Genomic DNA, 22351 nt, shown 5'->3' with positions numbered 1-22351 from the left:
TATCAGTGAGATCGGACTAGGTTTGCTGGGCGGCCAGTCGGCCGGCGCGCCGGCGGCGTCGATAGGCGTCAAGCGCCGGGCGCTCGACCAGGTGCCAGGACAACGCCGCCAGCGGCACCGTCGCAGCCATGGTGACCAGCGTCAGGGCCAGATGCGAGGAGGTCGGCCAGAAGGCGTAGATCAGCACCATCACCGGATAGCCGTAGATGTACATGCCGTAGCTGTAGTCCGGCCACTTGGCGGAGAAGACGCTGCGCTGCGCGCTGAGCAGGCCCCAGCACAACACCGCATAGCCGATCAACAGCGCGCGCATATGCAGGCCAAGCCCCACGGCGTGCGCCGCCAGGGTCAAGACGAACAGCACGCCCAGCCACGTCCACGAAAGCGGAATGCGCTCGCGGAAGAGATAGGCGGCGATGCCCAAGGCGAACGCCGCCCACAGGCGGTCGAAGGTTTCGATCAGATAGACCGCGCCATCGCCCACGAGGCTGCGGGCCAGTTCCTGGACCTGCGGAACATCCCAGACCAGCACGCCGACCAGGCTCAGCGGCAGCACCAGCCGCTTCATGATCGTCGGCTTGGCCAGACCCAGCGCGCCAAGGATCGCCAGCACGGCATAGCATCGGACCTCCCAGGGCAGGGTCCAGAGCGAACCGTTGATCACGCACGGCTCGCCGCCGCACTCCACGCCAGTCAGCCGGTAGGATGCGACTGTGAATGTCAGGTTGGTCAGGACGAACTTCGAAGTCTCGCCGCCGAGATAGGCGCCGGGGGCCGCCGTGGTGAAGAAGCCGCCCGCCAACACCGTCAGCAGCACGCACAGCGCCAGCCCCGGCCATAGCCGCACGAACCGCGCCGTGAGGAAGCGCACCGAACTGCTCAGCCGCAGCAGGCTTGGATAGACGAGAAACCCGCTGAGGAAGAAGAAGCCGTCGACCGCATAGGCCGATATCGGCGCGCCGAGAAACCCACTGAGGTCGTCGGCGTTCCGCACGCCGGTCGTCATGAAGTAGCAGTGCGTGTAGATGACCGAACTGGCGAGCAACAATCTCACCGCGGTGAAGTTATTGGCGTCGGCGTCCAGTCGCTCGTCGCTGATCCGCATTGCCCGTCCCTCAACCACGCCGCTTCGCACTATCCGAGCGCCAAGCAGCGACTAGTACAGCAAAGCTGATACGTAAACCTTACGCGAACCGCACCCGACCGCTCCGTCAACTCATACTGGCTGCAGGTCGCGCCAATATTGATGAAACGTCAACATCGCAGGGGCATATGTGCGACCGGGCGCGCCGTCGCGGCGGTCCGTTGTTCATGTGCGAGTTCGCCCCGCCGATGGAATTGACCGGAGACGCCCTGCCCCCTGGCGTGCAGCCTCACGTCAGCGTGATCGTGCCCCACTACAACGACCTCGCATCGCTGGATCGCTGCCTGTCGGCCCTTCAGGCCCAGACCTATGCGGCCGATCGCTTCGACGTGATCGTCGCCGACAACATGTCCCCGGTGGGGGCAGACGCCGTGAAGCTGACCATCGGCGGCCGCGCGAGCCTCGTCAGCGTAGCCGAGCGCGGGGCCGGCCCGGCCCGCAACGGCGGCGTCGCTGTGGCGCGCGGCCAGATCCTCGCCTTCACCGACTCCGACTGCATTCCGGCGCCCGAGTGGCTGGCCGAAGGTGTCGCGGCTCTACAGAACAGCGACTTCGTCGGCGGCGGCATGCGCGTGCTGGTCGGCGATGAAGCCCACGTCACCGGCGCCGAGGCGTTCGAACTGGTCTTCGCCTTCGACAACCAGGCCTACGTGGAGCGCAAAGGCTTCACCGTCACCGCCAACCTCTTCTGCCCGGCCGCATTGTTCGCCCAGGTCGGCGGCTTCCGGGTCGGGGTGTCCGAGGATCTGGAATGGTCGCACCGCGCCCGCGACGCTGGATTTAAGATCGGCTACGCGCCGGCTGCGCTCGTCGCCCACCCCGCCCGCCGCGACTGGAACGAGTTGTCCGCCAAATGGCGGCGGCTGAACGCGGAGACCTTCGGAATCGTCGTCGCCCGACCGCAAGGGCGGGGACGCTGGCTGGCCCGCAGCCTGCTGCTGCCGCTCTCGGCCGTCGCCCACACGCCACGCGTTCTGACCAGCCCGCGCCTGCGCTCCCCGCGCCAGAAACTCGACGCCGTGGCCATGCTCTACCGGCTACGCTTCTGGCGCGCCTTTGACGCCGTGGGCCTGCTGGCCCGTGCGGAGCGCTGATCCATGCATGTCGCCGTCTGCATCGTCGCCTTCCGCAACGTTCCCGACATCGTCGCCTGCCTCGACGCGCTGGGCCGCTCCAGCCACAGCGCGTTCGAGGTCCTGATCTGCGAGAACGGCGGCCAGGCGGCCTACGACGCGCTCGTCGCCCAGCTTCCCCAGGCCCTGCCCGGCGGCCAGATCGTCCGCGCTGTGCGCGCGCCGCGCAATCTCGGCTATGCCGGCGGCGTGAACGTCGGCCTGCAGGAAACGCCCCGCGCCGACGCATGGTGGGTGCTCAACCCCGACACCCTGCCGCAACCGCAATCGCTCGAACGCCTGGTGGCGCGGCTGCAGGCTGGCGACTGCGAAGCGGTCGGCGACACGGTCTACCTGCCGGACGGCCGGGTGCAGTCGCATGGCGGCCGCTGGCGGCCATGGCTGGCGCGGGCCGTCTCCATCGGCCACGGCTCGCCGCACGGCACGCCGCCCGATCAGGCGCAGATCGAGCGCGAGCAGAACTATCTCAACGGCGCGTCGATGATGATCGGGCGCCGCTTCCTCGAGACCGTCGGCCCGATGCGCGAGGATTACTTCCTCTATTGCGAGGAGGTCGAATGGTGCCTGCGCGGGCTTCAACTCGGCATGCGCCTGGGCTACGCGCCCGGCGCTGACGTCCTGCATGAAGCCGGCACCACCACCGGCTCCTACGCCGCCATCCGCAGCCGCCCGCGCACGCCGATCTATCTGGGCGAACGCAACAAGCTGCTGACCACCCGCGACCGTTATCCGACGCGCCTGCCGGTCGCGGCCGTCGCGGCGCTCGCCCTGCTGGGTCTGCGGTTTGGTCGCGCTCGCGCCTGGCGTCAGCTCGGCTATGCGCTGGCCGGTTGGAGCGCGGGCCTGCGCGGCGAGCGCGGCCCCCCGTCCTGGCTCGACGTCAGCTGACCCTGGCCGGCGGCGCGCCCGCCTCGGGCTTCTCGTGGGTGGCTCGGTAGACCATCGCCGTCACGATGCCCATCAGCATGAAGATCAGCGGGTGGTTGTCCTGCTGGCTGAACACCGACTTGATGACGATGAAGTTCACCAGGGCGATGGCCGCGGGCATGAAGTAGCTGAGCTCGCCCGTGGGTGACCGCACCGCGTACTTGGCCGCGTAGTAGGTCGAGATCACCAGCATCCCGTAATAGACGAAGAAGCCGATCACGCCGTACTCGAGGCCGACCGCCAGGTAGTAGGTGTCGATGGTCGTGATGCCCGCCGGGCTGACGAAGCCGAGCGTGCTGCCGCCCGTACCCGCCCCGTGCCCCCATGGCGCCTTCAGGATCATCGGAATGCCCATGTCGTACTGAGCGCCGCGCGAGGCCGTGCTGGCCGCCGTGTCGCCGCCACCCCAGACCATGTTGCGAAGCCGGCCTACGAACATCGTCGCAGCGATGAACAGGGCGAAGATCACCGGATAGGCCAGCACGATGGCCGGGGCCAGCAGGCTGGTCTTGTCCGCGCGCCATCGCAGCCAGCTCCACAGCAACAGGTAGAGCATGAACGACAGCAGGAAGCCGACCATGCCGAGACGGGAGTCGGTGATGATCACCACATAGAGCATCACCGGCATGGTCACCCCGGCGGCGATGCGGGTCACCAGCCTCTTCCCGAACATCACGAAATGCAGGATGAACGGCGCCGTCAGCGCCAGGAATTCGGCCAGACCAAGCGGCGTGGTGAAGGTGCTCTGCACGCGATACTGCCCGGTCGCCGAACGCATGCTGCCGGTGAGCGTCCGGATCACGCTCTCGTCCTCGACCTTCAGGAAGCTCGGCACGAAGGCGCCCCAGGACGGGCGGCTGATCTTGAACTCAAAGAGCCCCATCAGGCAGACGACGACGGTCACGACCCAGAGGATCACCGCCCAGCGGTGGACTCGCCCGGGCTTCAGGAAGACGAACGCACTGGCGAAATAGATCGACGTCCAGGTCAGCTGGGCGTTGATCACCCGCTGGATGGACTGATCCTTGTCGTCGGAGAAGGCGATCGTGACTACCTGGATCAGCACGAAGCCTGCCAGCAGCTTGTAGACCAGCGGCGTGGCGTTCAGCGCTTCCTTCATCTGCGCCCTGAAGTCCGGCGACATCGAGTAGCTGATGGCCAGAACCAGGGCGAGCGGCGCGCCGACCAGGCGCATCAGCGTGATCCACGGCAGGCCGGGCAAGGCCACAGCCAGATAGTTCGGCCAGAGGAACAGCACGATGATGAAGGCGAAGCTGAGCCCGTACAGCGTGCCGGTCGGCGCGGTGCGGGTGTCGGGCAGCGCCCAGACCGTCAGCAACGCCAGGAGGATGACCGGAATGACCAGCTGCTTGATCAGGTACGGCGTCGTCAGGCCGTAGAAGAAGCCGAAGAACAGGCAGAAGCCCATGAACGCGAGCAGGAAGACAGCCTGAACCAGGCGGCCGGGGCCGGGCCGGGTATAGGGTCTCAGGATAATCGGCCGCGAACTGCGGCCGTCATTGTCGCTGCGCGCCCACATCAGGGCTTCTCCCAGTCGTTTTCAATCCGCCGGCTCGCAGACGCGCCGAAGCTAGGCGTTCACAACCTGACGTCCATGAATTAACATTCCTCTCAGCGCTCGCTAAGTCGCGAAGCCGCATGGCGGCGGGAGAGTTCAGGACCCGCAGCCGCGTGCGACGGAGGCGAGTAAGGCCCCGAATTTAAGCATTTGTTAGGTGTACTCGGGCCCGATCGGCCCGACGGAGGCGCCAGACCTCCTGCGTCAATTTAGCCCCGGTGACCGTTGAGCTTCACCCGCTATGGTCGTTGAGACAGCGGGGGCTGCGACCAGAATAGAGAAGACGCGAACCTCATGGCTGATATCCTGTGCGCCAGCGCCGCCGAACTTACCGCTGCACTTGGCGCCGCCAAGGCTGGAGACAGGATACTCCTGCAAGCAGGCAACTATTCTAACGTCCAACTGAAGAATCTCGTCTTCGACAGCGCCGTTACCATCACCTCGGCCGATCCCGGCAATCCGGCCACCCTGACCGGGCTGACGGTGAGCAACAGCCAGGGGCTGGTGATCAGCAACCTGAACCTCGACTTCAGCGCGCCGTGGACGGTCTGGAACGCCCAGGTCCTCAGTTCGAAGGACATTACGCTCGCCAATCTCAGCATTCACGGTTCTTTGAACGGCAACCCGGCCGACGATCAGTCCGGGATCCTGATCCGCAACAGCACCGGCGTGCGCGTCACCGGATCGGAGTTCCAGCAGCTCGATCACGGCATCAGCCTGACCGACAGCAGCGACGTTCGGGTCGACAACAATCGCATGCACGACCTGCGCGCCGACGGCATCGTCGCGGTCGGCACGTCCCGGGTTCAGATCGTCGGCAACTCCTTCACCGACTTCTATCCGGTGAGCGGCGACCACCCCGATGCGATCCAGTTCCTGACGCGGGGCGCCACGGCCCGGGCGACCGACATCGTGGTCAGCGGCAACCTGATCACCCGCGGCTCCGGCGGGGTGATCCAGGGCGTGTTCATCACCGATCAGATCGGCCTCGGCTACGACCGGGTCACCGTCACCGACAATGTCGTGGTCGGCGGCATGTACAACGGCATCATGGTCACCAAGACCAACGGCTTGGTGGTCGACGGCAACCTGGTGGTCGGCTACGGCGACATGACGTCGTGGATCCGCATCAACGACTCGACCAACGCCCAGGTCACCAACAACCAGGCGATGACCTTCAACCTCCAGGGCACGACGAACCTGACGCAGTCGGGCAATTCGATCGTCGCGGCGCTGCAGGACAACGGCGCCAATGCGCTGGCCCACTGGATCAAGGGCGGCGACGGCGATGACCATCTCAGCGCCCGCATCGACGGCGGCAGCCGTATCGAGGGCGGCGCCGGCAATGACGTCATCACCGGCCGCGACTTCGCCGACTATCTCCGCGGCGGCGACGGCAACGACAGCATCCTGGGCGGCGGCGGCAACGACGACATCAACGGCAATACCGGCGACGACACCATCAACGGCGGGGCCGGCGACGACTGGGTGTCCGGCGGCCAGAACAACGATCTGCTGCTCGGCGGCGCCGGCAACGACCTCGTGCTGGGCAATCTCGGCAACGACACGATCTATGGCGACACGGGCAACGACACCCTGCGCGGCGGCCAGCACAACGACATCATCTTCGGCGGCGACGGGAACGACTGGATCTCGGGCGATCTCGGCGACGACACCATCATCGGCGGCGCCGGGGCCGACACCTTCCACATCTTCGCCCAGTCCGGCCTGGACCTGGTCACCGACTTCAACCGCGCCGAGGGCGATCGCGTCTTCATCGGCGACGGCTCGCGCTACAGCGTGACCCAGGTCGGCGCCGACGTGGTCATCGATCTGGTGGGCGGCGCCCGCATGGTCCTGGCCAACGTCCAGCTCTCGTCGCTTTCCGACGGATGGATCGTCTCGGCCTGACGACGCGGCCGCAACGTCTGATAGGGTGTCGCTCCGCCGAAGCTAACGGAGCGCACCATGCTGGAAATCCTGCTCTTGGCCCTGGCCGCGGACGTCGCGCCTCAGCAAGCGCAACTGTCCGCGCCGTCCGTTGAGCGCGTCGCCCAACGCGGGCCGGTCACGGTCCGCAACGCCCTCACCCTGACGCTGGCGATGAAGACCGCCAGCCCGGGCGCGACCGTCGTGCTGGCGCCCGGCGACTACGGCCAGATCGCACTGAGCGACCTGAAATTCGACACGCCCGTCACCCTGGTCGCCAAGGACGCGCAGACCACCGGCTTCGTGCTGAAGAACGTCACCGGACTGCGGGTCGTCGGGCTGAACGTGGTGCTCGACCAGCCGGGGGCCGGACGGCTCGCCGTCAACGACAGCCAGAACATCCAGTTCAGCGGCCTGACGGCGCGCGGACTGCCGACCGGCCAGGGGCTCTTCTTCACCAAGTCGCGCAATATCCGCGTGGATAAGTCGTCCTTCTCCGGCTTTCGGAACGGGATCGTCCTCAGCAACTGCTACGACGTGGCGATCGAGGGCAGCACCTTCCGGCGGCTGGGCGCCGACGGCGTCACCAGCAACGGCACCTCGAGGCTGCTGATCAAGGGCAACGACTTCGCCGACTTCGCGCCGACACCGGGCTCGCACCCCGACGCCGTCCAGCTGTTCACCCGCAACGCCACGGCCTCGGCCGAGGACATCACCATCGTCGGCAACCGGATCCGCCGCGGATCGGGCGGCATCATGCAGGGGATCTTCATCACCGACCAGGTGGGCACCCTGCCCTATCGCCGGGTGGTGATCCGCGACAACATCATCGAAGGCTCGATGTACAACGGCATCGCCCTGATGCACGCCGAGGACGTCGAGGTGTCCGGCAACACCGTCCAGCCCTATGCGGGCATGAACGCGCGCATCAACCTCTCCGGCGTCACCCGCGCCCAGGTCTTCAACAACCGCTACTGGAAGCTGCTGCAGAGCGACAACAAGGACATCGTCGTCAAGGATCGGCCGAGCCTCAGCCCGATCCGGCCGCCGGCCGCGCCCTAGATCAGGCGACGGCTCGGCGGGGCCGCCTGCTCGGCGATGTCGAGCAGGTATTTGCCATAGGCGGTCTTCTCGAACAGCTTGCCGCGCGCACGCAACTGATCGCGGTCGATGAAGCCGTTGATGTAGGCGATCTCTTCCAGGCAGGCGATATGCACGCCCTGCCGCTTTTGCACGGCGCGCACGAACTCGGACGCTTCGACCAGGCTCTCATGCGTGCCGGTGTCGAGCCAGGCGTAGCCCCGCGACAGCTGCTCGACGAACAGGTCGCCGGCTTCCATGTACATGCGGTTGAGGTCGGTGATCTCCAGTTCGCCGCGCGCCGAGGGGCGGACCTGCTTGGCGAACTCGACCACGCGATTGTCGTAGAAATAGAGGCCGGTGACCGCCTGCCGCGACTTCGGCTCGACCGGCTTTTCTTCCAGGCTTACGGCCCGGCCGGTGTCGTCCAGCTCAACCACGCCATAGGCCTGCGGCTGGTCGACTTCGTAGGAGAAGATCGTGGCCCCATGCTCGCGGTCGGCGGCGTTCTTCAGCAGCCGGCTCATGCCCGCGCCAAAGAAGATGTTGTCGCCGAGCACCAAGGCGGCGCGCTCATCGCCGACGAAGCTCTCGCCGATCAGGAAGGCCTGCGCCAGGCCCTCAGGCTTCGGCTGGATCGCATACTCGATGCGGAGCCCGAAGTTCGAGCCGTCCTCGAACAGCCGCCGATAGTTCTCGATATACTCCGGCGACGAGATGATCAGGATGTCCCGGATGCCGGCCAGCATGAGCACCGACAGCGGATAATAGATCATCGGCTTGTCGTAGATCGGCAGCAGTTGCTTGTTAACCGCCAGCGTCGCCGGATGCAGCCGGGTGCCCGAGCCACCGGCCAGGATGATGCCCTTCATCTAAAGTCCTTGTTCCTGCGGGGCGGGAAGCAGCGCCTCGACAATGTCTTCCACCGCCGCCCGCCAGGGGCGCGGTACGATCCCGTAGTCGGCCTGCAACTTGGCCGTATCCAGGCGCGAATTGGCCGGCCGGCGGGCCGGGGTCGGAAACTCAGCCGTGGTGATGGCTTCGAGCCGCGGCGACGGCGCGCCGCGCGCCGCGGCCTTTTCGAAGACGGCCCGGGCCAACTCGCACCAGCTCGCCTCGCCGGCGTTGACGAAATGATAGGTGCCGCTCGGCGCCGTTTGCGGATCGGCGATCATCCGGGCGGTGATCTTGAGCAGGGTCGCGGCGATGTCGACCGCGCTGGTCGGGCAGCCGCGTTGATCGTCGACCACCCGCACCTCGGGCCGTGTCTGCGCCAGCCGCAGCATCGTCTTGATGAAGTTGGATCCATGGGGGCTCACCACCCACGCCGTGCGCAGGATGACGTGACGACGGTTACCCGTTCGAACAGCCTGCTCCCCAGCTTCCTTCGACCCGCCGTAGACGCCCAGCGGCGCGATCGGATCGGTCTCCAGGTAGAGCCCGGACTTGGAGCCGTCGAACACATAGTCGGTGGAGACGTGGATCAGCGGGATCTGCGCAGCGGCGCTCGCCTGCGCCAGGGCTGCAGGCCCAAGGGCGTTGGCCCGCCAGGCCTCGACCACGTCAGTCTCGGCGCGGTCGACCGCGGTGAAGGCGCCGCAGTTGATGATCGCGGCCCAGGGCCGTGAGGCGACCATCGCCAGGATTGCGTAGGGGTCGCCCAGGCTCATCTCTGCGCTCGACGGCGCGACGACGTTCATCGTCGCCGGAGCCTGGCGACGAATTTCGGTTCCGACCTGACCGCTGCCGCCGGTCAGCAGCACGTCCGCCGTGACGGTCGAGGTCATGCGCTGACGGTCTTCAGGCCCAGCCGCTGGCCGACGTCGCTGCGCGCCAGGATCGGGCCCCACCACGCGTCGTTGTCGAGGTACCAGCGCACGGTCTTCTCAATGCCGGTGTCGAAGCTCTCCGCCGCTCGCCAGCCCAGTTCGCGATCCAGCTTGGTCGGATCGATCGCATAGCGGTGATCGTGACCGGGGCGGTCGGCGACGAAGCTGATCTGCTCCCTGTAGGACTTGCCGTCCGCGCGCGGGCGCAGGCGGTCCAGCGTCTCGCAGATCGCATGCACGACCTGCAGGTTGGTGCGCTCCGCGCGGCCGCCGATGATGTAGCTCTCGCCCGGGGCGCCGGCCTCGAACACCCGCGTCAGCGCGCGGGCGTGGTCATCGACATAGAGCCAGTCACGAACGTTGGCGCCCGCGCCGTAGACCGGCAGCGGCTCGCCAGCCAGGCACTTGACGATCATCAGCGGGATCAACTTCTCGGGGAAGTGGAACGGCCCGTAATTGTTCGAGCAGTTGGTGACCAGCACCGGCAGGCCATAGGTGTGGTGCCAGGCTCGCACCAGATGGTCGGACGACGCCTTGGAGGCCGAATAGGGCGAGCGCGGGTCGTAGGCGGTCGTCTCGGTGAAGAAGCCGGTGTCGCCCAGCGACCCGAACACCTCGTCGGTCGAGATGTGGTGGAAGCGGAAGGCGTCCTTGGCCGCCTCGTCCAGGCCGCGCCAATAGGCGAGCACCTCCGACAGCATGACGAAGGTGCCGATGACGTTGGTCTGGATGAACTCGGCCGGGCCGTCGATCGAGCGATCGACATGCGACTCCGCAGCCAGGTGGGTCACGACCTGCGGGCGGAAGTCGCGCAGGGCGGCGCGCACTGCGCCGGCGTCGGCGACATCGGCCTTGCGGAAGCCGTAGCGGTTGTCGCCCGCCACGCCGTCCAGAGAGCGCTCGTCTCCGGCATAGGTCAGCTTGTCGAGGTTCAGCACCTCATGCTCGGTTTCGGCGATCAGGTGCCGGATCAGAGCCGAGCCGATGAAGCCGGCGCCGCCGGTGACAAGAATGCGCAAAACCTACTCCCCCAGAGATCGCTGGCGTCGAAGGCTACTCCATACCGCCTGCACCGCCTTTGGCGAAAGGGCCAGCGGCCCTTTCGGTTCCAGATCAGGGCCGACCAGCGGCCCTCGGGGTCACGACAGTGGCCGACGCCGCCTTCTCGGCCGGCTTCTCAGCGGCGATTGGGGCGACAGGAGCCTTGTCGGTGGTCGGCACAACGGGTCTGTCGGCCGCCGCGCTCGCCGCCTTGCGACCCTCCAGGAAGCGCTGTTGCGCCGCCAGGATCCACAGGTAGGGCAGCACCGCCTCTTCCGAGAACCGGTAGCCGCGGCCGAACTCGTCATCGTGAGCGTCGAGCAGCACGTGCTTGGCCGCCAGTTCCTCGAGCGTCGCCTTGAAGCTCGCGGCGTTGGCCGTGCTCGGATAGAGGGCGTCCACGTCGCGGTCGTCGAAGCGGCCGTTGTTGAAGATCGCCGCGCCGGCCATGACGCCCAGCACATGGCGCACGCCAGTCTTGGCGGCTTGGTCGATCTGGACCAGCGAGTGCTTGGAGATCCGGCCGCGGAATTCGGTGAGCGCCTGATCGACGGCCTGCGACACGTCTTCGACCGCAACGTTCGTGCGGCCCTTGTCGATCGCGGCCAAGCCCGAGTGATGGCTCAACAGGCTGGCGAAGTAGGGCGAACCGTTGGCCACGAAGACGATGAAGTCGGTGGCCGACTTGTCGTAGGTCAGGCCGCTCAGTTCCTCGCCGTTCTCGACGAGGTGATTGACCTCCGTCGCGCTCATCTTCGGCACCTGCAGGGCGAAGATGTTGCGGCGGATCGAAGGGATGTGCTCGACCAGTTCGGTCAGGTCCGCGGCCACGCCGGCGATCACCAGCTGGGTGCGGATCGAACGGTCGGACAGGTTCTTGATCAGTTCAGCGATGTTGCGGCGGAATTCCGGAGAGTCGCAGACGTCGAACTCGTCCAGCACCACCAGCACGCGGGTGCCGGTCAGCTTGGCGAAGAGATCGGCGACCAGGCGCGGCGTCAGGGTGGTGGCCGGCAGCAGGTCGGCCAAGACGCCGCCGCGCTCGGCTTCGTTGGTGGTCGGCGCAAAGCCGCTGTGGAACAGCAGCGGGATATCCGCGGCCACGGCGCGGAAGATCTCGTCGAAGGTCGAACCGGCGCCGCACGAACAATAGACCACGATGTAGCGGGCCTCGATGGCCGCCTGGGTCAGCACGTGGACGAGCGACGTCTTACCGATGCCGCGCTCGCCGTACATGATCACGTGGACGCGTTGGTCCTCGATCGAACGGATCAGCGTCGTCAACACGTCGAGACGGCCGGCGAACATCCGACGGTCGGTGATCGGCTGCGACGGTGTGAACGCGCTGCGCAGCTTGATCCGAGCGCTCGCGAAGCGGTCGTTCAGTCGCGGGCTCAGCTGATCGCCGGCCATCGACTGGAAGCGCGGAAACGCCATGTCGGCCGGCTTCTTGGCGGGCGCGCCCTCGCGCGCCGTCGGCGGCGCAGCGAAGACAAGGTTCGGCTGGGGGTTCGTGGCGGCTTTCGGCTTACGCCCGAAAGAGCGCGCCATCATGTTATTGATCCAACTCACGGCGCCTCCAAGCACGCATGCTGCGGTGCATCTGCGATATCGACGGTCTACGACCGCAGGTCTGAACCCGCCACCCGTAAACACGTCGATTGTGGCGAAATCTTAAACCGGCCCGAGTTGAGTCAACGTTAATCGCCGCCGCTGCTCGCCGCCTCTACGGAATAACTTCCCTTCGCTGCCCCGCATGGCCTCGCGCCAGCCGCTCCGACACCTTCTCTGAAACCTTGTAGGCCGCCACGCCCAACGCCAACGAAACCGCCAGGATCAGCGGGACATTCTCGATGTGCAGGGTGTGCAGGAACGCGTGCACCGGCAGACCATGCGTCAGGTAGATGTAGAAGCTCGCCGCTGCGATCAGGCCGACCAGCCCATGCAGGATGTTGGGCAGGAAAATCCGCGGCGCCCACATGATCAGGCCGGCCGCCGTCGCGAACCAGAGGGCATGCGTGACGTTGGCGGGATAGCTGAAGTGCTCCCAGATCTCCTGCGGGCCGGCCACCTGCAGCGCCGCGATCGCGAGACACGCCACGGTCAATCCCAGCTTGCGCGTGATCGTCGTGGCCCGGTGCAGACACCAGCCGAACGCCAGCAGGTAGAAGATGCTGTCGGGCGTACGCTCCAGCAGGTACTCGTGCGGCAGGATCAGCGAAGCGATCACCCGCACGGCCAACGCCCCGGCCAGCAGCGTCAGGCCGAATTCCCACGGTCTTTGCACCGCGAACCGGCGCACCGGCCCGATCGCGAACAGCAGCGCGAAGATCACCATGCATTGGAAGAGCACCTCCAGGAACCAATACGGCTCCAGGAATGTGCCGAACCGGCCGAACAGGTTGCTGACCAACAACAACGACGGCAGGTCGAACGACTTTTCCGAGATCAGATAGAGACAGAGGATCACATAATAGGGCGCGATGATCCGCTGGAAGAACGTCACCAGCATCGAGACCCCGCCGCCCTCATTGAGGCGCGAGCCCTGGTAGCGCGAGAAATTGTAGCCCGACAGCAGCAGCAGCACGTGCGCACTGCCGCCGACGGGCCAGGCCGAGGCGTGCGCGATCACCACGCTGATGATCGCCGCCGCACGGATGGCGACCTCAGACTCGATCCCCCGCAGGCTGAAGACCCCACGATTGCGCGTGGTCGCCTTATCGGCCAGCGCCTGCAGTTCGGCGATGCTGGTCTCCTCCCAGCGCTCCGGGAGGAAGCCAAGCTTGCCTTCGATGTCGAGCGACAGGCTCACGTAGCCAAGGGAGTCGCCGCCGAGACTGACGAAACTGTCGGCCGGCGTGATGGTCGCGCGCGGGAACGCATGTCGGAACGCCGCCTCGATGGCCCGCCCTGCCCCGCTTCGCGCCGGTGCGCGACGGGTGCGCGCGGCGCGCGCCGCGGCGAGCACCGCCTGGTAGTCCATCTTGCCCGAACTCAAGGTCGGCAGCTCGTCATAGCCGACCACCTCGATGACCGCGGCCGGCAACGAGAACGTCTGCGCCAGCCCATCGGCCACGACTTGCGTATCGGCCGACGCCACGCCGACCGCCAGTACGTCGTCGTCGCCCGCCGCGATCGCGCTCACGCCCTCGCGCCGCAGGTGCGCCTCGACCTCGTCGAAGCTGATGCGAAGGCCGAACAGCTTGGAAAAGCGGTTCTTGCGGCCCACGATCCGATAGAGACCTCGCGCGTCGCGCACCGCCAGGTCGCCGGTCCGCAACTCGGAGACCTCGCGTCCCTTGGCGAGGTCGGCCTCGACCAGCGCATAGCCGGACATCACGTTGGGACCACGATAGACCAGCTCACCCTGGGTCTCGGCCCCATCGACGACCCGACCGGTGTCGTCGATCAGATGAAAAGCGCCCCCTGGGATCGCCACGCCGATGCAGCCCGGATTGTCGAGCAACCGCTCCGGCGGCACGTAGGCCATCCGCGCCGTCGCCTCGGTCTGGCCGTACATGACGAAGAAGCGCACGCCCGCGCCACGCGCCCACTCAGCGTAGGTCCCGGCCGTCTCGGCCGGCAGGCGGCCGCCGGCCTGGGTCATCGTGCGTAGCGAGGGCAGGCGGCGTCGACGCAGGCCGATCCGTTCGAACAGTTCGTAGGTGTAGGGGACCCCGGCGAGCGAGGTCGCCTCCTCGGCCGCGAAGAAGTCCCAAAATACATCATCGACCACCGAGCGGTCGGTGAGCAGGATCGCGCCGCCCGCGGCCAGGTGCGAGTTCACGACCGACAGACCATAGCTGTAGTGGATCGGCAGGGTGGTGATCGCCCTGTCCTCAGGCCCCAGGCCCAGATACTCGCCGATCGATCGAGCATTGGCCTCGACCGCGGCGCGCTCGAGACGCACCAGCTTGGCCGCGCCGGTCGAACCAGACGTCGACAGCAGCACCGCCAGGTCCTGGTGCAGGTCCCGCGGGCCGGGCGGACCGGCTTCGGCGACCCAGCGCGCTCCCGCCTTATGAAAGCGGATGCTGGGCCGATAGGTCTCGATGGTCCGTCGCAACTGGCCGCTGTCGCCGCCGGCCATGATCACGGGGTGCCCATGACGAAGGGCCGCGACATAGGCGACCAGCGGCGCCAGTTCGTTGGTCGCCTCGATCAGCAGCAGATGTCGCCCAGGCGGCAGGCCCTTGGCGAATTCGTCGGCGTGAGCCGCAAGCTCAAGGTAACTGAGGCGCTCACCGGCATCGGTGGCCACGGCCAACGCGTGACCGTGCTCCTCGAGGCGCCCCGCAAACGTGGCCGCGAGCGGAACGGATGGGGCAGCGATATCAGACGCACTCAACGGTTCGGCCCCCGCCTCTCTGGGTCCGGCCGCGTCGTCAGCCCCATGCCTTGCGCGACCGAAGGGGATACTCCCGGACCGCGAGATCCGGTTAGAACTTCAAGTTGAACGGCTTCAACACATAAGCAACGTAGGCAAGCACCGCGACGATAATCCCGAAGGCCGCCGCGCCATAACCTTCATTGCCCACGTAATTGGCCAGCGCACAACCGATGCACGCAGGCAGGTACTGATAGATGTTGTCCTTCGGCTCTTCCTGAGCCGTCGACCTGTGCAGAAATAGGACGATCAAAGCTCCGAAGATCGCGACCGTGACCCAATCGTAGATAGTCTGCAAGACACCAGCCCCTAAGCAATACTGTTAAATCCGAGCAGCTGCGCCCCTGCACAATTCGGGCCAGTCCGGAGGTCGCCGCCGGCCGTGATAGCCGAATTCCGGAACGACGCTACGCGAAAATAACGTATCGATGATGAACCTGGATGAAGCCTCGATCCAGCCCCAAGGCGATCGCGCTGCGGGAAATGAATCTTAACCGGCACGGTCTAGTTTGCGGGCTCGACTACAATGATCCGGCGTATCGTCATTGAGCCCATCACCCCCAGAGACCGAGCGGCGTCGCCAAGGCCGCACTCCGTTTCGCCGCTCGCGCCGCGAGGGTGAGCGCGTCGCCACGCTCGGCGTCGAGGTCGATCTGGTGCGTCCCGAAGAGGTCATGCACCAAATCAGCCAATCGGTCCTGGCCCGCGCGGCCGCGCGCATCGCCAATCACAACGCTCACAGCATCTATCTGACGAAGAAGAACCCGGAGTTCGCCGCCTTCTTCGACCAGGCCGACCTGATCGAGGTCGACTCCACCCCGCTCATCTTCTTCACGCGCGTTCTCGGTCTGCACAGCCGGCGCTTTCACCGCTGCACCTATCTCGACTGGCGCGACCATTTCTGGAGCGTCGCCGCCCGCAACGGCTGGCGCGTGTTCTATCTGGGCGGCGCGCCCGGCGTGGCCCAGGAGGCGGCCCGTCGGCTCTGCGAGCGCTACCCGGGGGTCGAGATCCAGACTCGCGACGGATTCTTCGACATGGTGGAAGGATCGGCTGAAAACGCCGAGGTTCTGGCCAAGATCGCAGCGGCTGACCCCCACATCCTGTTCGTCGGCATGGGCATGCCGCGCCAGGAGATCTGGATCCATCGCAACCAGCACCTGCTGCCGCCAACAGTCACGCTCTCGGTCGGCGCCGCCTTCGACTACGAGGCCGGCGTGCAGTGTCCCGCGCCGCGCTGGATGGGTCCACTGGGGATCGAGTGGCTGTTCCGCCTCGTCGGTGACCCGAAGCGGCTGTTCGCGCGCTATTGCGTCGAGCCGTGGTGGCTCGTCCTTCCGGCGCTGAGCGACGTCGCCTCCGCGGCCCGCCAAGGCCGCCTGTTCAAGACGCCGCGAAAGCGGCGCGCTCCGGCCGCGGCCACCGCCGCGCCCCCGGCCCACGCCCAGGATTTCGAGCCCTACGAAACGCGCTCGACCTGACCTGGCGCGCCGCCGCGCAGGCCTCGCGAACTCTACCCTGACCCGCAGCTGCAAGATGTTGATCAACTCCTGCTAGCGGCGACCGCGCATAAGTGCATAGTCCGCTCCCGACCGCGCCCGGCAACGGCGCGGCGGCGCATTGGACCGAAACTTGCTGCTGCGCGGCGAGTTCGAGAGAAAGGCCAGTTGCTTTATGGATGTCCTGGTTCAGGACAAGTCGCGTGCAAGTGCAAAGCGTACGCGTAAGGGGGGCCTGCTCTCCATTGTCATTCCGATGCACAACGAGCGCGAGATGCTCGACATCCTGTTCCAGCGCTTGGACCAGGTCGTCGCCACGCTCGGAATTTCAGCCGAGTTCATCTGCGTCGACGACGGCAGCCGCGACAACACGCTGGCCTTGCTGGAAGAGCGGGCGAAGTCGGATTCGCGCATCACGGTCGTGGCGCTGGCCCGCAACTTCGGCAAGGAAGCCGCCCTCACCGCAGGTCTCGACGAGGCGCGCGGCGACGTGGTCGTTCCCCTGGATGCGGATCTGCAGGATCCGCCGGAACTGATCGCCGAGTTCCTGGACCTCTGGGAGCAGGGCTACGACGTGGTCTACGGGGTCCGCGGCGACCGGGCGAGCGACACGCTGTCCAAGCGCGTCACCGCCAATCTTTTCTACAGCGTCTTCAACAAGCTCGCCGACTATCGCATCCCGGCCAGCACCGGCGATTTCCGGCTGATGGACCGCCAGGTCATCACCGCCCTACAGCAGTTGCCCGAGCGCAACCGCTTCAACAAGGGCCTGTTCGCCTGGGTCGGCTTCCGCCAGATCGGCGTGTCCTACGTGCGGCCCTCGCGAGCGGCGGGAACGACCTCGTGGGCCTCGCCGGCCCTGTGGAAGCTCGCCGTGGACGGGATCACCGCCTTCTCGACGGTGCCGCTGCGGATCTGGAGTTTCGTCGGCTTCCTCGGCGCCGCCGCCGCCATGCTGGCCGGCGCCATGCTGATCGCCAGGGTCCTGCTGTTCGGGCGCGACGTCCCCGGCTACGCGTCGCTGATGGTCGTCATCCTGTTCTGCTTCGCCGTTCAGATGATCGCCTTCGGCGTGATGGGCGAATATGTCGGGCGGCTCTATCAGGAGACCAAGGGCCGGCCGGTCTACATCATCCGGCACAAGACGCGGTTCGGGGGCTAGGCCGTTGAGCTGCAGGACACGCGCCCTGCCGCCGGAAGGACCGGGGGCATGATCACCGCCGCGCGCCTTCGTCAGGTCGGCGTCTTCGCGCTCGTCGGCGTGGCCGCCACCGCCACGCATGCGATCGTCGCCATGGCCGCCCACCGGGTCGGACACGCCTCGCCGCTCATCGCCAACATGGCCGGCTACCTGTCGGCCGTGATGATCTCGTATCTGGGGCATTCGACGTTCACCTTCGGCACCGACGCTTTCAGCGGACCTCAGTTCCTTCGGTTCGTGGTGGCGTCGCTCGCGGTGCTGATCCTGAACCAGGCGGTGATGTTCGCCTGCGCGAACCTGCTGGCGATCCCGTTCGACTACGCCCTGGCGATCACCATCGTCTCGGCCCCGGTGATCAGCTTCATCATTTCCAAGCTGTGGGTGTTCGTCGAATAGCGCCCGCCCCGGCGCCGCCTCCCAGGCGCCCCCGCAGTGCTCGCAAAGCACGCAAGACCCTTCAGACAGAGCCGAGCCAGTCCGTGAACGCAGCGTCTAAAAACTACCTGGCATGCGCCGGGATCTTCCTCGTCTCGCTGGTTCCGATCCTGTCGACGCCGATCCTGCCGCTGATCGACTTCTACAACCACATGGCTCGCTACTTCGTCCTGGCGCAGCTGGACCAGTCCGCCTTTCTCGCCGCGAACTACGCGTCCAACTGGTCGCTGTTGCCGAACATCGGGATGGACGTGATCGGCACGGCCCTGTTTCGCATCCTGCCGCCGACACTGGCGCCGCACGTCATCGCCATCGCCATCTTCGCGACCCTGTACTTCGGCGTGCTCTCGTTCAACGCCCGCCTGAACGGGCGCCCGTCGGTTCTAGTCGCGCTGCTCCTGGCCCCGCTTCTCTACAGCTTCATCTTCATCTGGGGCTTTGCGAACTTCCTCTTCGGCCTTGGCCTGACGTTCTGGGGCGCGAGCTGGTGGCTGGCCATGCGCGAGCGTCCCCGCATCGCGATCCCCGTCGCATGTCTGCTCGCGGTCCTGATCTTCCTCGCCCACGGCCTGACCTTCGCGCTGTATGGCCTTCTGCTCGGCGCGATCGAGCTCGGGGTCATGCTGACCCAGCGCGACTTCAGCCTCTCGCGCATCGTCAAGAGCACGGCCAGCCTGGCGGTGCAGGCCGTCGTCCCGGTGATCCTGTTCGCCAACGCCACGACCTCGAAGGCCGAGGGCGGCTTCACCAATGCTGAGGAGAGCATCGATCGGCTCGCTGGGTCCGGACGGCTGCTCGACCGCCTGCACGAACTGCTGCTCTATCGACTGCAGACCATCGTCCGGGTATCCGAGGGACCGAGCTTCGGGTTCGACCTGGCCTGCTTCCTGGTCGTCGGCGCCGTCGTCGGCTGGCTGCTGATGCGCAAGCAGATCAAGACGCCGAAACTGGTCTGGCCGGCCCTGGCGATCGCCGTGCTGCTGATCCTCGTCACGCCGCCCACCGTCTTCGGGGTCGGATATGTCGCCGACCGCATGCCGTTGTTCGCAGCCCTTATCTTCGTCGGGTCGCTGCAGGTCGACTGGAAGCGCACGCCGGCGGACACGGCCTGCCTGGGTATCCTCGTCGCCCTGGTCGGGGTGCGACTGGCGGCGATCGGCCTCGAGTGGCGCAGCTACGACGCCCGGTTCCGCGAGTTCGAAACCGCGGCCGGCAGCATCCCTCCGCAAAAGGTCGTCAAAGGCCTGGAGGTCGCGCTGGACCGGCGGCTCGCCGCGACGCCGCGCTGCGAGATGTACGGCCCGCTGCTCACCCTCCGGCACGGCCAGGCCTCGCCGCTGTTCGCCAACGCCACCCAGCAACCGATCAAGCTCTCGGGTCAGTTGAAGCAGGCCGTCGACGCCGCGCCCAAGCCCTCGGGGCGACGGGCCGACGAGGCCGCCGGCTATGTCAGCGACGTCATCGACCACGGGCGCGACCAGGCCGGCTTCGACTATGTGCTGATCTGCGGCGCCGCCAAGCCTGAACGCCCATTCCCCGACGGGGTCACGGTGGTCGCCCAGACGCCGAACTTCACGGTCTTGCGGTTCGGCTCACCCTAGGCGCGGGCTGCGCTCAGGCGTTCTCGACCTCGCGGACGTTTTCGACGCCGGCGTCCTTCAACGCCACGACCAGTTCGTCCAGCGCGCGCGCCAGCTCCTCGGGATCGCGGCTGCGCAGCACCAGGTTCGAGCCGTAGCCGCCATCGCCGAAGAACGGATAGCTGCCCAGCGACATGTCGGGATGGGCCTTGGCCACAGCTTCCAGCGGCGCGGCGATCACGCCCTCGCCCGAGCCCTCGACCCGCACGGTGCGCGCCACGGTCACCGCGCCGCCGCGCAGGCGCCAGCCCACGTCTTCCAGCATGCCGCGCATGATCGTGGGCACCCCGGCCAGGACGAACACGTTGCCGATGGTGAAGCCGGGCGGGCCTTGCACCGGATTCTTGACCAGTTCGCCGCCGACCGGCACCCGCGCCATGCGCCGGCGCGCAGCGTTCAGCTCCACGCCCCAGCGGGCGGTCATCATGGCGATGATCTCGGGATGCTCGATCAGTTCGACCCCGAAGGCCGCGGCCACCGCATCGGCGGTGATGTCGTCGTGGGTCGGGCCGATGCCGCCCGTGGTCACCACATAGTCGTAGCGCTCGCGCAGGGCGTTCAGCGCTGCGACGATCTCTTCCTGCACATCCGACACCGTCCGCGCCTCGGCCAGGTCCACGCCCAGCACGCCGAGATACTTGGCGATGTCGCGCAGATTGGTGTCCTGCGTACGACCCGAGAGGATCTCGTCGCCGATGATCAGCACTGCGGCGGTCACCCGGCCGTCCGTCGAACCCGCCATACGCACCTCCGCAACGCCGCCATTGTGTCGCACCTGACTAGTGGCCTCCGCAGGCGCGCACAACCTGTCATCCGTCCGCCGCTTTGCGCAGCACGCCGTTCGGATGCTAGCCACGGCCGGCCCGACCGGTTCAAGGAACGTCCATTGGAATTCGCCCGCCCCCTCGTCCGCGGCCAGCTCGTCAGCCGCTACAAGCGCTTCTTCGCCGACGTGATGCTGGATGACGGCACGCCGGTGACCGCCCACTGCCCCAATCCTGGCGCGATGCTGGGCCTGAACATCCCGGGCCTGCCGGTGTGGCTCTCGAAGTCGGACGATCCCAAGCGCAAGCTCGCCCACACCCTGGAACTGGTCGAGGAGGGCGGCGGTCTGGTCGGGGTCAACACCATGCATCCCAACCGCCTGGTCGCCGAGGCCTTGGCCGCCGATGCGATCCCGGAGGTCGTCGGCTACGCCGTCCACCGGCGCGAGGTGAAGTACGGCGCCGCCTCGCGCGTCGACTTTCTGCTCGAGCATGACGCTCGCCCGCCCTGCTGGCTGGAGATCAAGAACGTCCACCTGATGAGGTCGCAGGGGCTGGCCGAATTTCCCGATTGCGTCGCGGCTCGATCCACCAAGCATCTGGGCGAGTTGGAGGAGATGGTCCGTCAGGGAGACCGCGCCGTCGTGCTCTTCGTCGTCCAGCGCACCGACTGCGAGGCCTTCGCGGCCTGCGCCGAACTCGATCCCGCATTCGCCAAGGCGCTCGACCGTGTCGCCGCGGCCGGCGTCGAGGTCTACGCCTATGCCTGCGACATCTCCTCCGAGCGGATCGTCCTGTCGCGGCGGATCGCTTGAGGCGCGGCGCCTAGTTCAACGGCGGCGGCGAGCTCCCGTCCTGCCGCGCCGGCTTGGGCGCGGGGTGCCAGTGGGTCGACACGCCAAGCCGCCGCTTTACCTTTCGCCACAGCAGACCGCCGGCGTCAGGACCGGCGATCGAGTCCGGAAGGCCCGAGACCGGCTGCGGAACCAGGGTGTCATCGCCCTGGTCTTCGTAACAGTCGCTGGCGGTCGCCAATCGCTCCGACCAGTGGAACGGCTGATCCGCTGGAATATCGGGCCGCCAGTGCTCGCGCCGCTCGTGGGCAAATTCGCCCCGTTCCATCGACTCCGCGCGGGTCGCCATTCGACGCGCGATCTGTTCGGGCGAGCGGTACATGTACTGACGAAGCCGGATTGGCTCTGGATAGATCGGCCCCCAGTTTTCCGGCGGCAGCCGATCGAGGCCCCACCAATGGCGCACGAAGCGGGCCTCGCTGTAGCCTGACGGCACATAGTGGCGGAGCACCTCGCGCCATGGGCGGCTGCCGTCGTATCTGCTCGGATCGAGCATATAGGCGACCTGATCCCGATCCGTGAACAGATAGTTGTAGCTGTTGGCCCACACCGCGTTGTAGTGGCGCGGCACCCTCGCCAGGAACGCTCGCGGATCTTCGACATAAGCTTCGTCGGCGTCGAGCTTGCACCACCAGTCACCCTGGCGCACCCGGTCGCGATAGTGCTCGAACACCCTGTCGCGCATGCTGTCGCAGAAGGGGCTCAGGTCCTGCCGATAGGGCACGATCGCGGGATTGGAACGCGCCGTCTCGTTGACGAATTCCCAGGTCCCGTCATCGCTGCCGTTGTCCAGCACGTAGATGCGGTCGGCCCACGCCGAAGCCGTCGCCAGCGTCTGGGCGATGATATCCAGCTCGTTCTTGACGAGGCAGATCGCGTGGATCGCCATTGGCCTACCCCAGCGTCGTT

Annotated in this window: 19 protein-coding genes; 9 read left to right on the top strand and 10 right to left on the bottom strand. The window is 66.7% G+C overall.

From position 1 onward, the window contains the following. Positions 1 to 16: 16 nt before the first annotated feature. Positions 17 to 1105, bottom strand: a complete 1089-nt coding sequence (locus tag ACSQ2H_RS06440) for an acyltransferase family protein (protein WP_436060622.1) — start codon at positions 1103 to 1105, stop codon at positions 17 to 19. 227 nt (positions 1106 to 1332) lie between these two features. On the opposite strand from ACSQ2H_RS06440, the gene ACSQ2H_RS06435 reads away from it, so the two are divergent. Together ACSQ2H_RS06435 and ACSQ2H_RS06430 are read left to right on the top strand one after the other, a co-directional pair. After that, positions 1333 to 2238, top strand: a complete 906-nt coding sequence (locus tag ACSQ2H_RS06435; protein ID WP_436060621.1) for a glycosyltransferase — start codon at positions 1333 to 1335, stop codon at positions 2236 to 2238. Between the two features lie 3 nt (positions 2239 to 2241). After that, on the top strand, positions 2242 to 3165 hold the full coding sequence (locus ACSQ2H_RS06430) for a glycosyltransferase family 2 protein (protein ID WP_436060620.1): 924 nt from the start codon (positions 2242 to 2244) through the stop codon (positions 3163 to 3165). Here ACSQ2H_RS06430 and ACSQ2H_RS06425 read toward each other — a convergent pair. Further along, complete coding sequence (locus ACSQ2H_RS06425) at positions 3158 to 4744, bottom strand: O-antigen ligase family protein (RefSeq protein WP_436060619.1); 1587 nt, start codon at positions 4742 to 4744, stop codon at positions 3158 to 3160. The genes ACSQ2H_RS06430 and ACSQ2H_RS06425 overlap by 8 nt on opposite strands. Positions 4745 to 5077: 333 nt before the next feature. Here ACSQ2H_RS06425 and ACSQ2H_RS06420 point away from each other — a divergent pair, with 333 nt between their 5' ends. Together ACSQ2H_RS06420 and ACSQ2H_RS06415 are read left to right on the top strand one after the other, a co-directional pair. After that, positions 5078 to 6694: a right-handed parallel beta-helix repeat-containing protein gene (locus ACSQ2H_RS06420; RefSeq protein WP_436060618.1), complete on the top strand. Its 1617-nt coding sequence runs from the start codon at positions 5078 to 5080 to the stop codon at positions 6692 to 6694. 57 nt (positions 6695 to 6751) lie between these two features. Further along, positions 6752 to 7774: a right-handed parallel beta-helix repeat-containing protein gene (locus ACSQ2H_RS06415; protein WP_436060617.1), complete on the top strand. Its 1023-nt coding sequence runs from the start codon at positions 6752 to 6754 to the stop codon at positions 7772 to 7774. Here the strand turns inward: ACSQ2H_RS06415 and rfbA are convergent. The 6 genes from rfbA to ACSQ2H_RS06385 all read right to left on the bottom strand — a co-directional run bounded on the left by rfbA (position 7771) and on the right by ACSQ2H_RS06385 (position 15347). Then, on the bottom strand, positions 7771 to 8664 hold the full coding sequence (rfbA, locus tag ACSQ2H_RS06410) for a glucose-1-phosphate thymidylyltransferase RfbA (protein WP_436060616.1): 894 nt from the start codon (positions 8662 to 8664) through the stop codon (positions 7771 to 7773). The two genes, ACSQ2H_RS06415 and rfbA, sit on opposite strands and share 4 nt — an antisense overlap. Beyond that, a complete protein-coding gene (rfbD, locus tag ACSQ2H_RS06405) occupies positions 8665 to 9579 on the bottom strand; it encodes a dTDP-4-dehydrorhamnose reductase (RefSeq protein WP_436060615.1) in 915 nt (304 codons plus the stop codon). After that, the gene (gene rfbB, locus ACSQ2H_RS06400) at positions 9576 to 10640 is read right to left on the bottom strand and encodes a dTDP-glucose 4,6-dehydratase (RefSeq protein WP_436060614.1); all 1065 of its coding nucleotides are present in this window, start codon (positions 10638 to 10640) and stop codon (positions 9576 to 9578) included. Before rfbB ends, rfbD begins: the two co-directional genes overlap by 4 nt. A gap of 94 nt (positions 10641 to 10734) precedes the next feature. Next, positions 10735 to 12234, bottom strand: coding sequence for an AAA family ATPase (locus tag ACSQ2H_RS06395; RefSeq protein ID WP_436060613.1), 1500 nt, complete (start codon positions 12232 to 12234; stop codon positions 10735 to 10737). A gap of 154 nt (positions 12235 to 12388) precedes the next feature. Next, complete coding sequence (locus ACSQ2H_RS06390) at positions 12389 to 14923, bottom strand: AMP-binding protein (protein ID WP_436060612.1); 2535 nt, start codon at positions 14921 to 14923, stop codon at positions 12389 to 12391. Between the two features lie 178 nt (positions 14924 to 15101). Continuing rightward, positions 15102 to 15347: an XrtV sorting system accessory protein gene (locus ACSQ2H_RS06385; RefSeq protein WP_183773685.1), complete on the bottom strand. Its 246-nt coding sequence runs from the start codon at positions 15345 to 15347 to the stop codon at positions 15102 to 15104. 247 nt (positions 15348 to 15594) lie between these two features. Here ACSQ2H_RS06385 and ACSQ2H_RS06380 point away from each other — a divergent pair, with 247 nt between their 5' ends. The 4 genes from ACSQ2H_RS06380 to ACSQ2H_RS06365 all read left to right on the top strand — a co-directional run bounded on the left by ACSQ2H_RS06380 (position 15595) and on the right by ACSQ2H_RS06365 (position 19785). Beyond that, positions 15595 to 16530: a WecB/TagA/CpsF family glycosyltransferase gene (locus ACSQ2H_RS06380; RefSeq protein ID WP_436060611.1), complete on the top strand. Its 936-nt coding sequence runs from the start codon at positions 15595 to 15597 to the stop codon at positions 16528 to 16530. A gap of 193 nt (positions 16531 to 16723) precedes the next feature. After that, positions 16724 to 17710: a glycosyltransferase family 2 protein gene (locus tag ACSQ2H_RS06375; protein ID WP_436060610.1), complete on the top strand. Its 987-nt coding sequence runs from the start codon at positions 16724 to 16726 to the stop codon at positions 17708 to 17710. A gap of 48 nt (positions 17711 to 17758) precedes the next feature. Further along, the gene (locus tag ACSQ2H_RS06370; RefSeq protein ID WP_436060609.1) at positions 17759 to 18145 is read left to right on the top strand and encodes a GtrA family protein; all 387 of its coding nucleotides are present in this window, start codon (positions 17759 to 17761) and stop codon (positions 18143 to 18145) included. An 83-nt stretch (positions 18146 to 18228) separates the two neighbouring features. Beyond that, complete coding sequence (locus ACSQ2H_RS06365; RefSeq protein ID WP_436060608.1) at positions 18229 to 19785, top strand: hypothetical protein; 1557 nt, start codon at positions 18229 to 18231, stop codon at positions 19783 to 19785. 13 nt (positions 19786 to 19798) lie between these two features. Here ACSQ2H_RS06365 and ACSQ2H_RS06360 read toward each other — a convergent pair whose 3' ends face one another. Further along, positions 19799 to 20566 carry a competence/damage-inducible protein A gene (locus ACSQ2H_RS06360; protein ID WP_436060607.1) on the bottom strand — a complete coding sequence of 256 codons (768 nt, stop codon included), beginning with the start codon at positions 20564 to 20566 and terminating at the stop codon, positions 19799 to 19801. A gap of 144 nt (positions 20567 to 20710) precedes the next feature. Between ACSQ2H_RS06360 and sfsA the strand changes: the two genes are divergently transcribed. Then, positions 20711 to 21403: a DNA/RNA nuclease SfsA gene (gene sfsA / locus ACSQ2H_RS06355; protein WP_436060606.1), complete on the top strand. Its 693-nt coding sequence runs from the start codon at positions 20711 to 20713 to the stop codon at positions 21401 to 21403. A 10-nt stretch (positions 21404 to 21413) separates the two neighbouring features. Here sfsA and ACSQ2H_RS06350 read toward each other — a convergent pair whose 3' ends face one another. Then, positions 21414 to 22331, bottom strand: a complete 918-nt coding sequence (locus ACSQ2H_RS06350; protein WP_436060605.1) for a glycosyltransferase family 2 protein — start codon at positions 22329 to 22331, stop codon at positions 21414 to 21416. Positions 22332 to 22351: the final 20 nt, after the last annotated feature.

Source organism: Phenylobacterium sp. LjRoot97 (assembly GCF_964254345.1).
In the GTDB taxonomy this organism is placed as follows: Bacteria; Pseudomonadota; Alphaproteobacteria; order Caulobacterales; family Caulobacteraceae; genus Phenylobacterium.
This window is presented reverse-complemented; position numbering and strand designations above follow the sequence as displayed.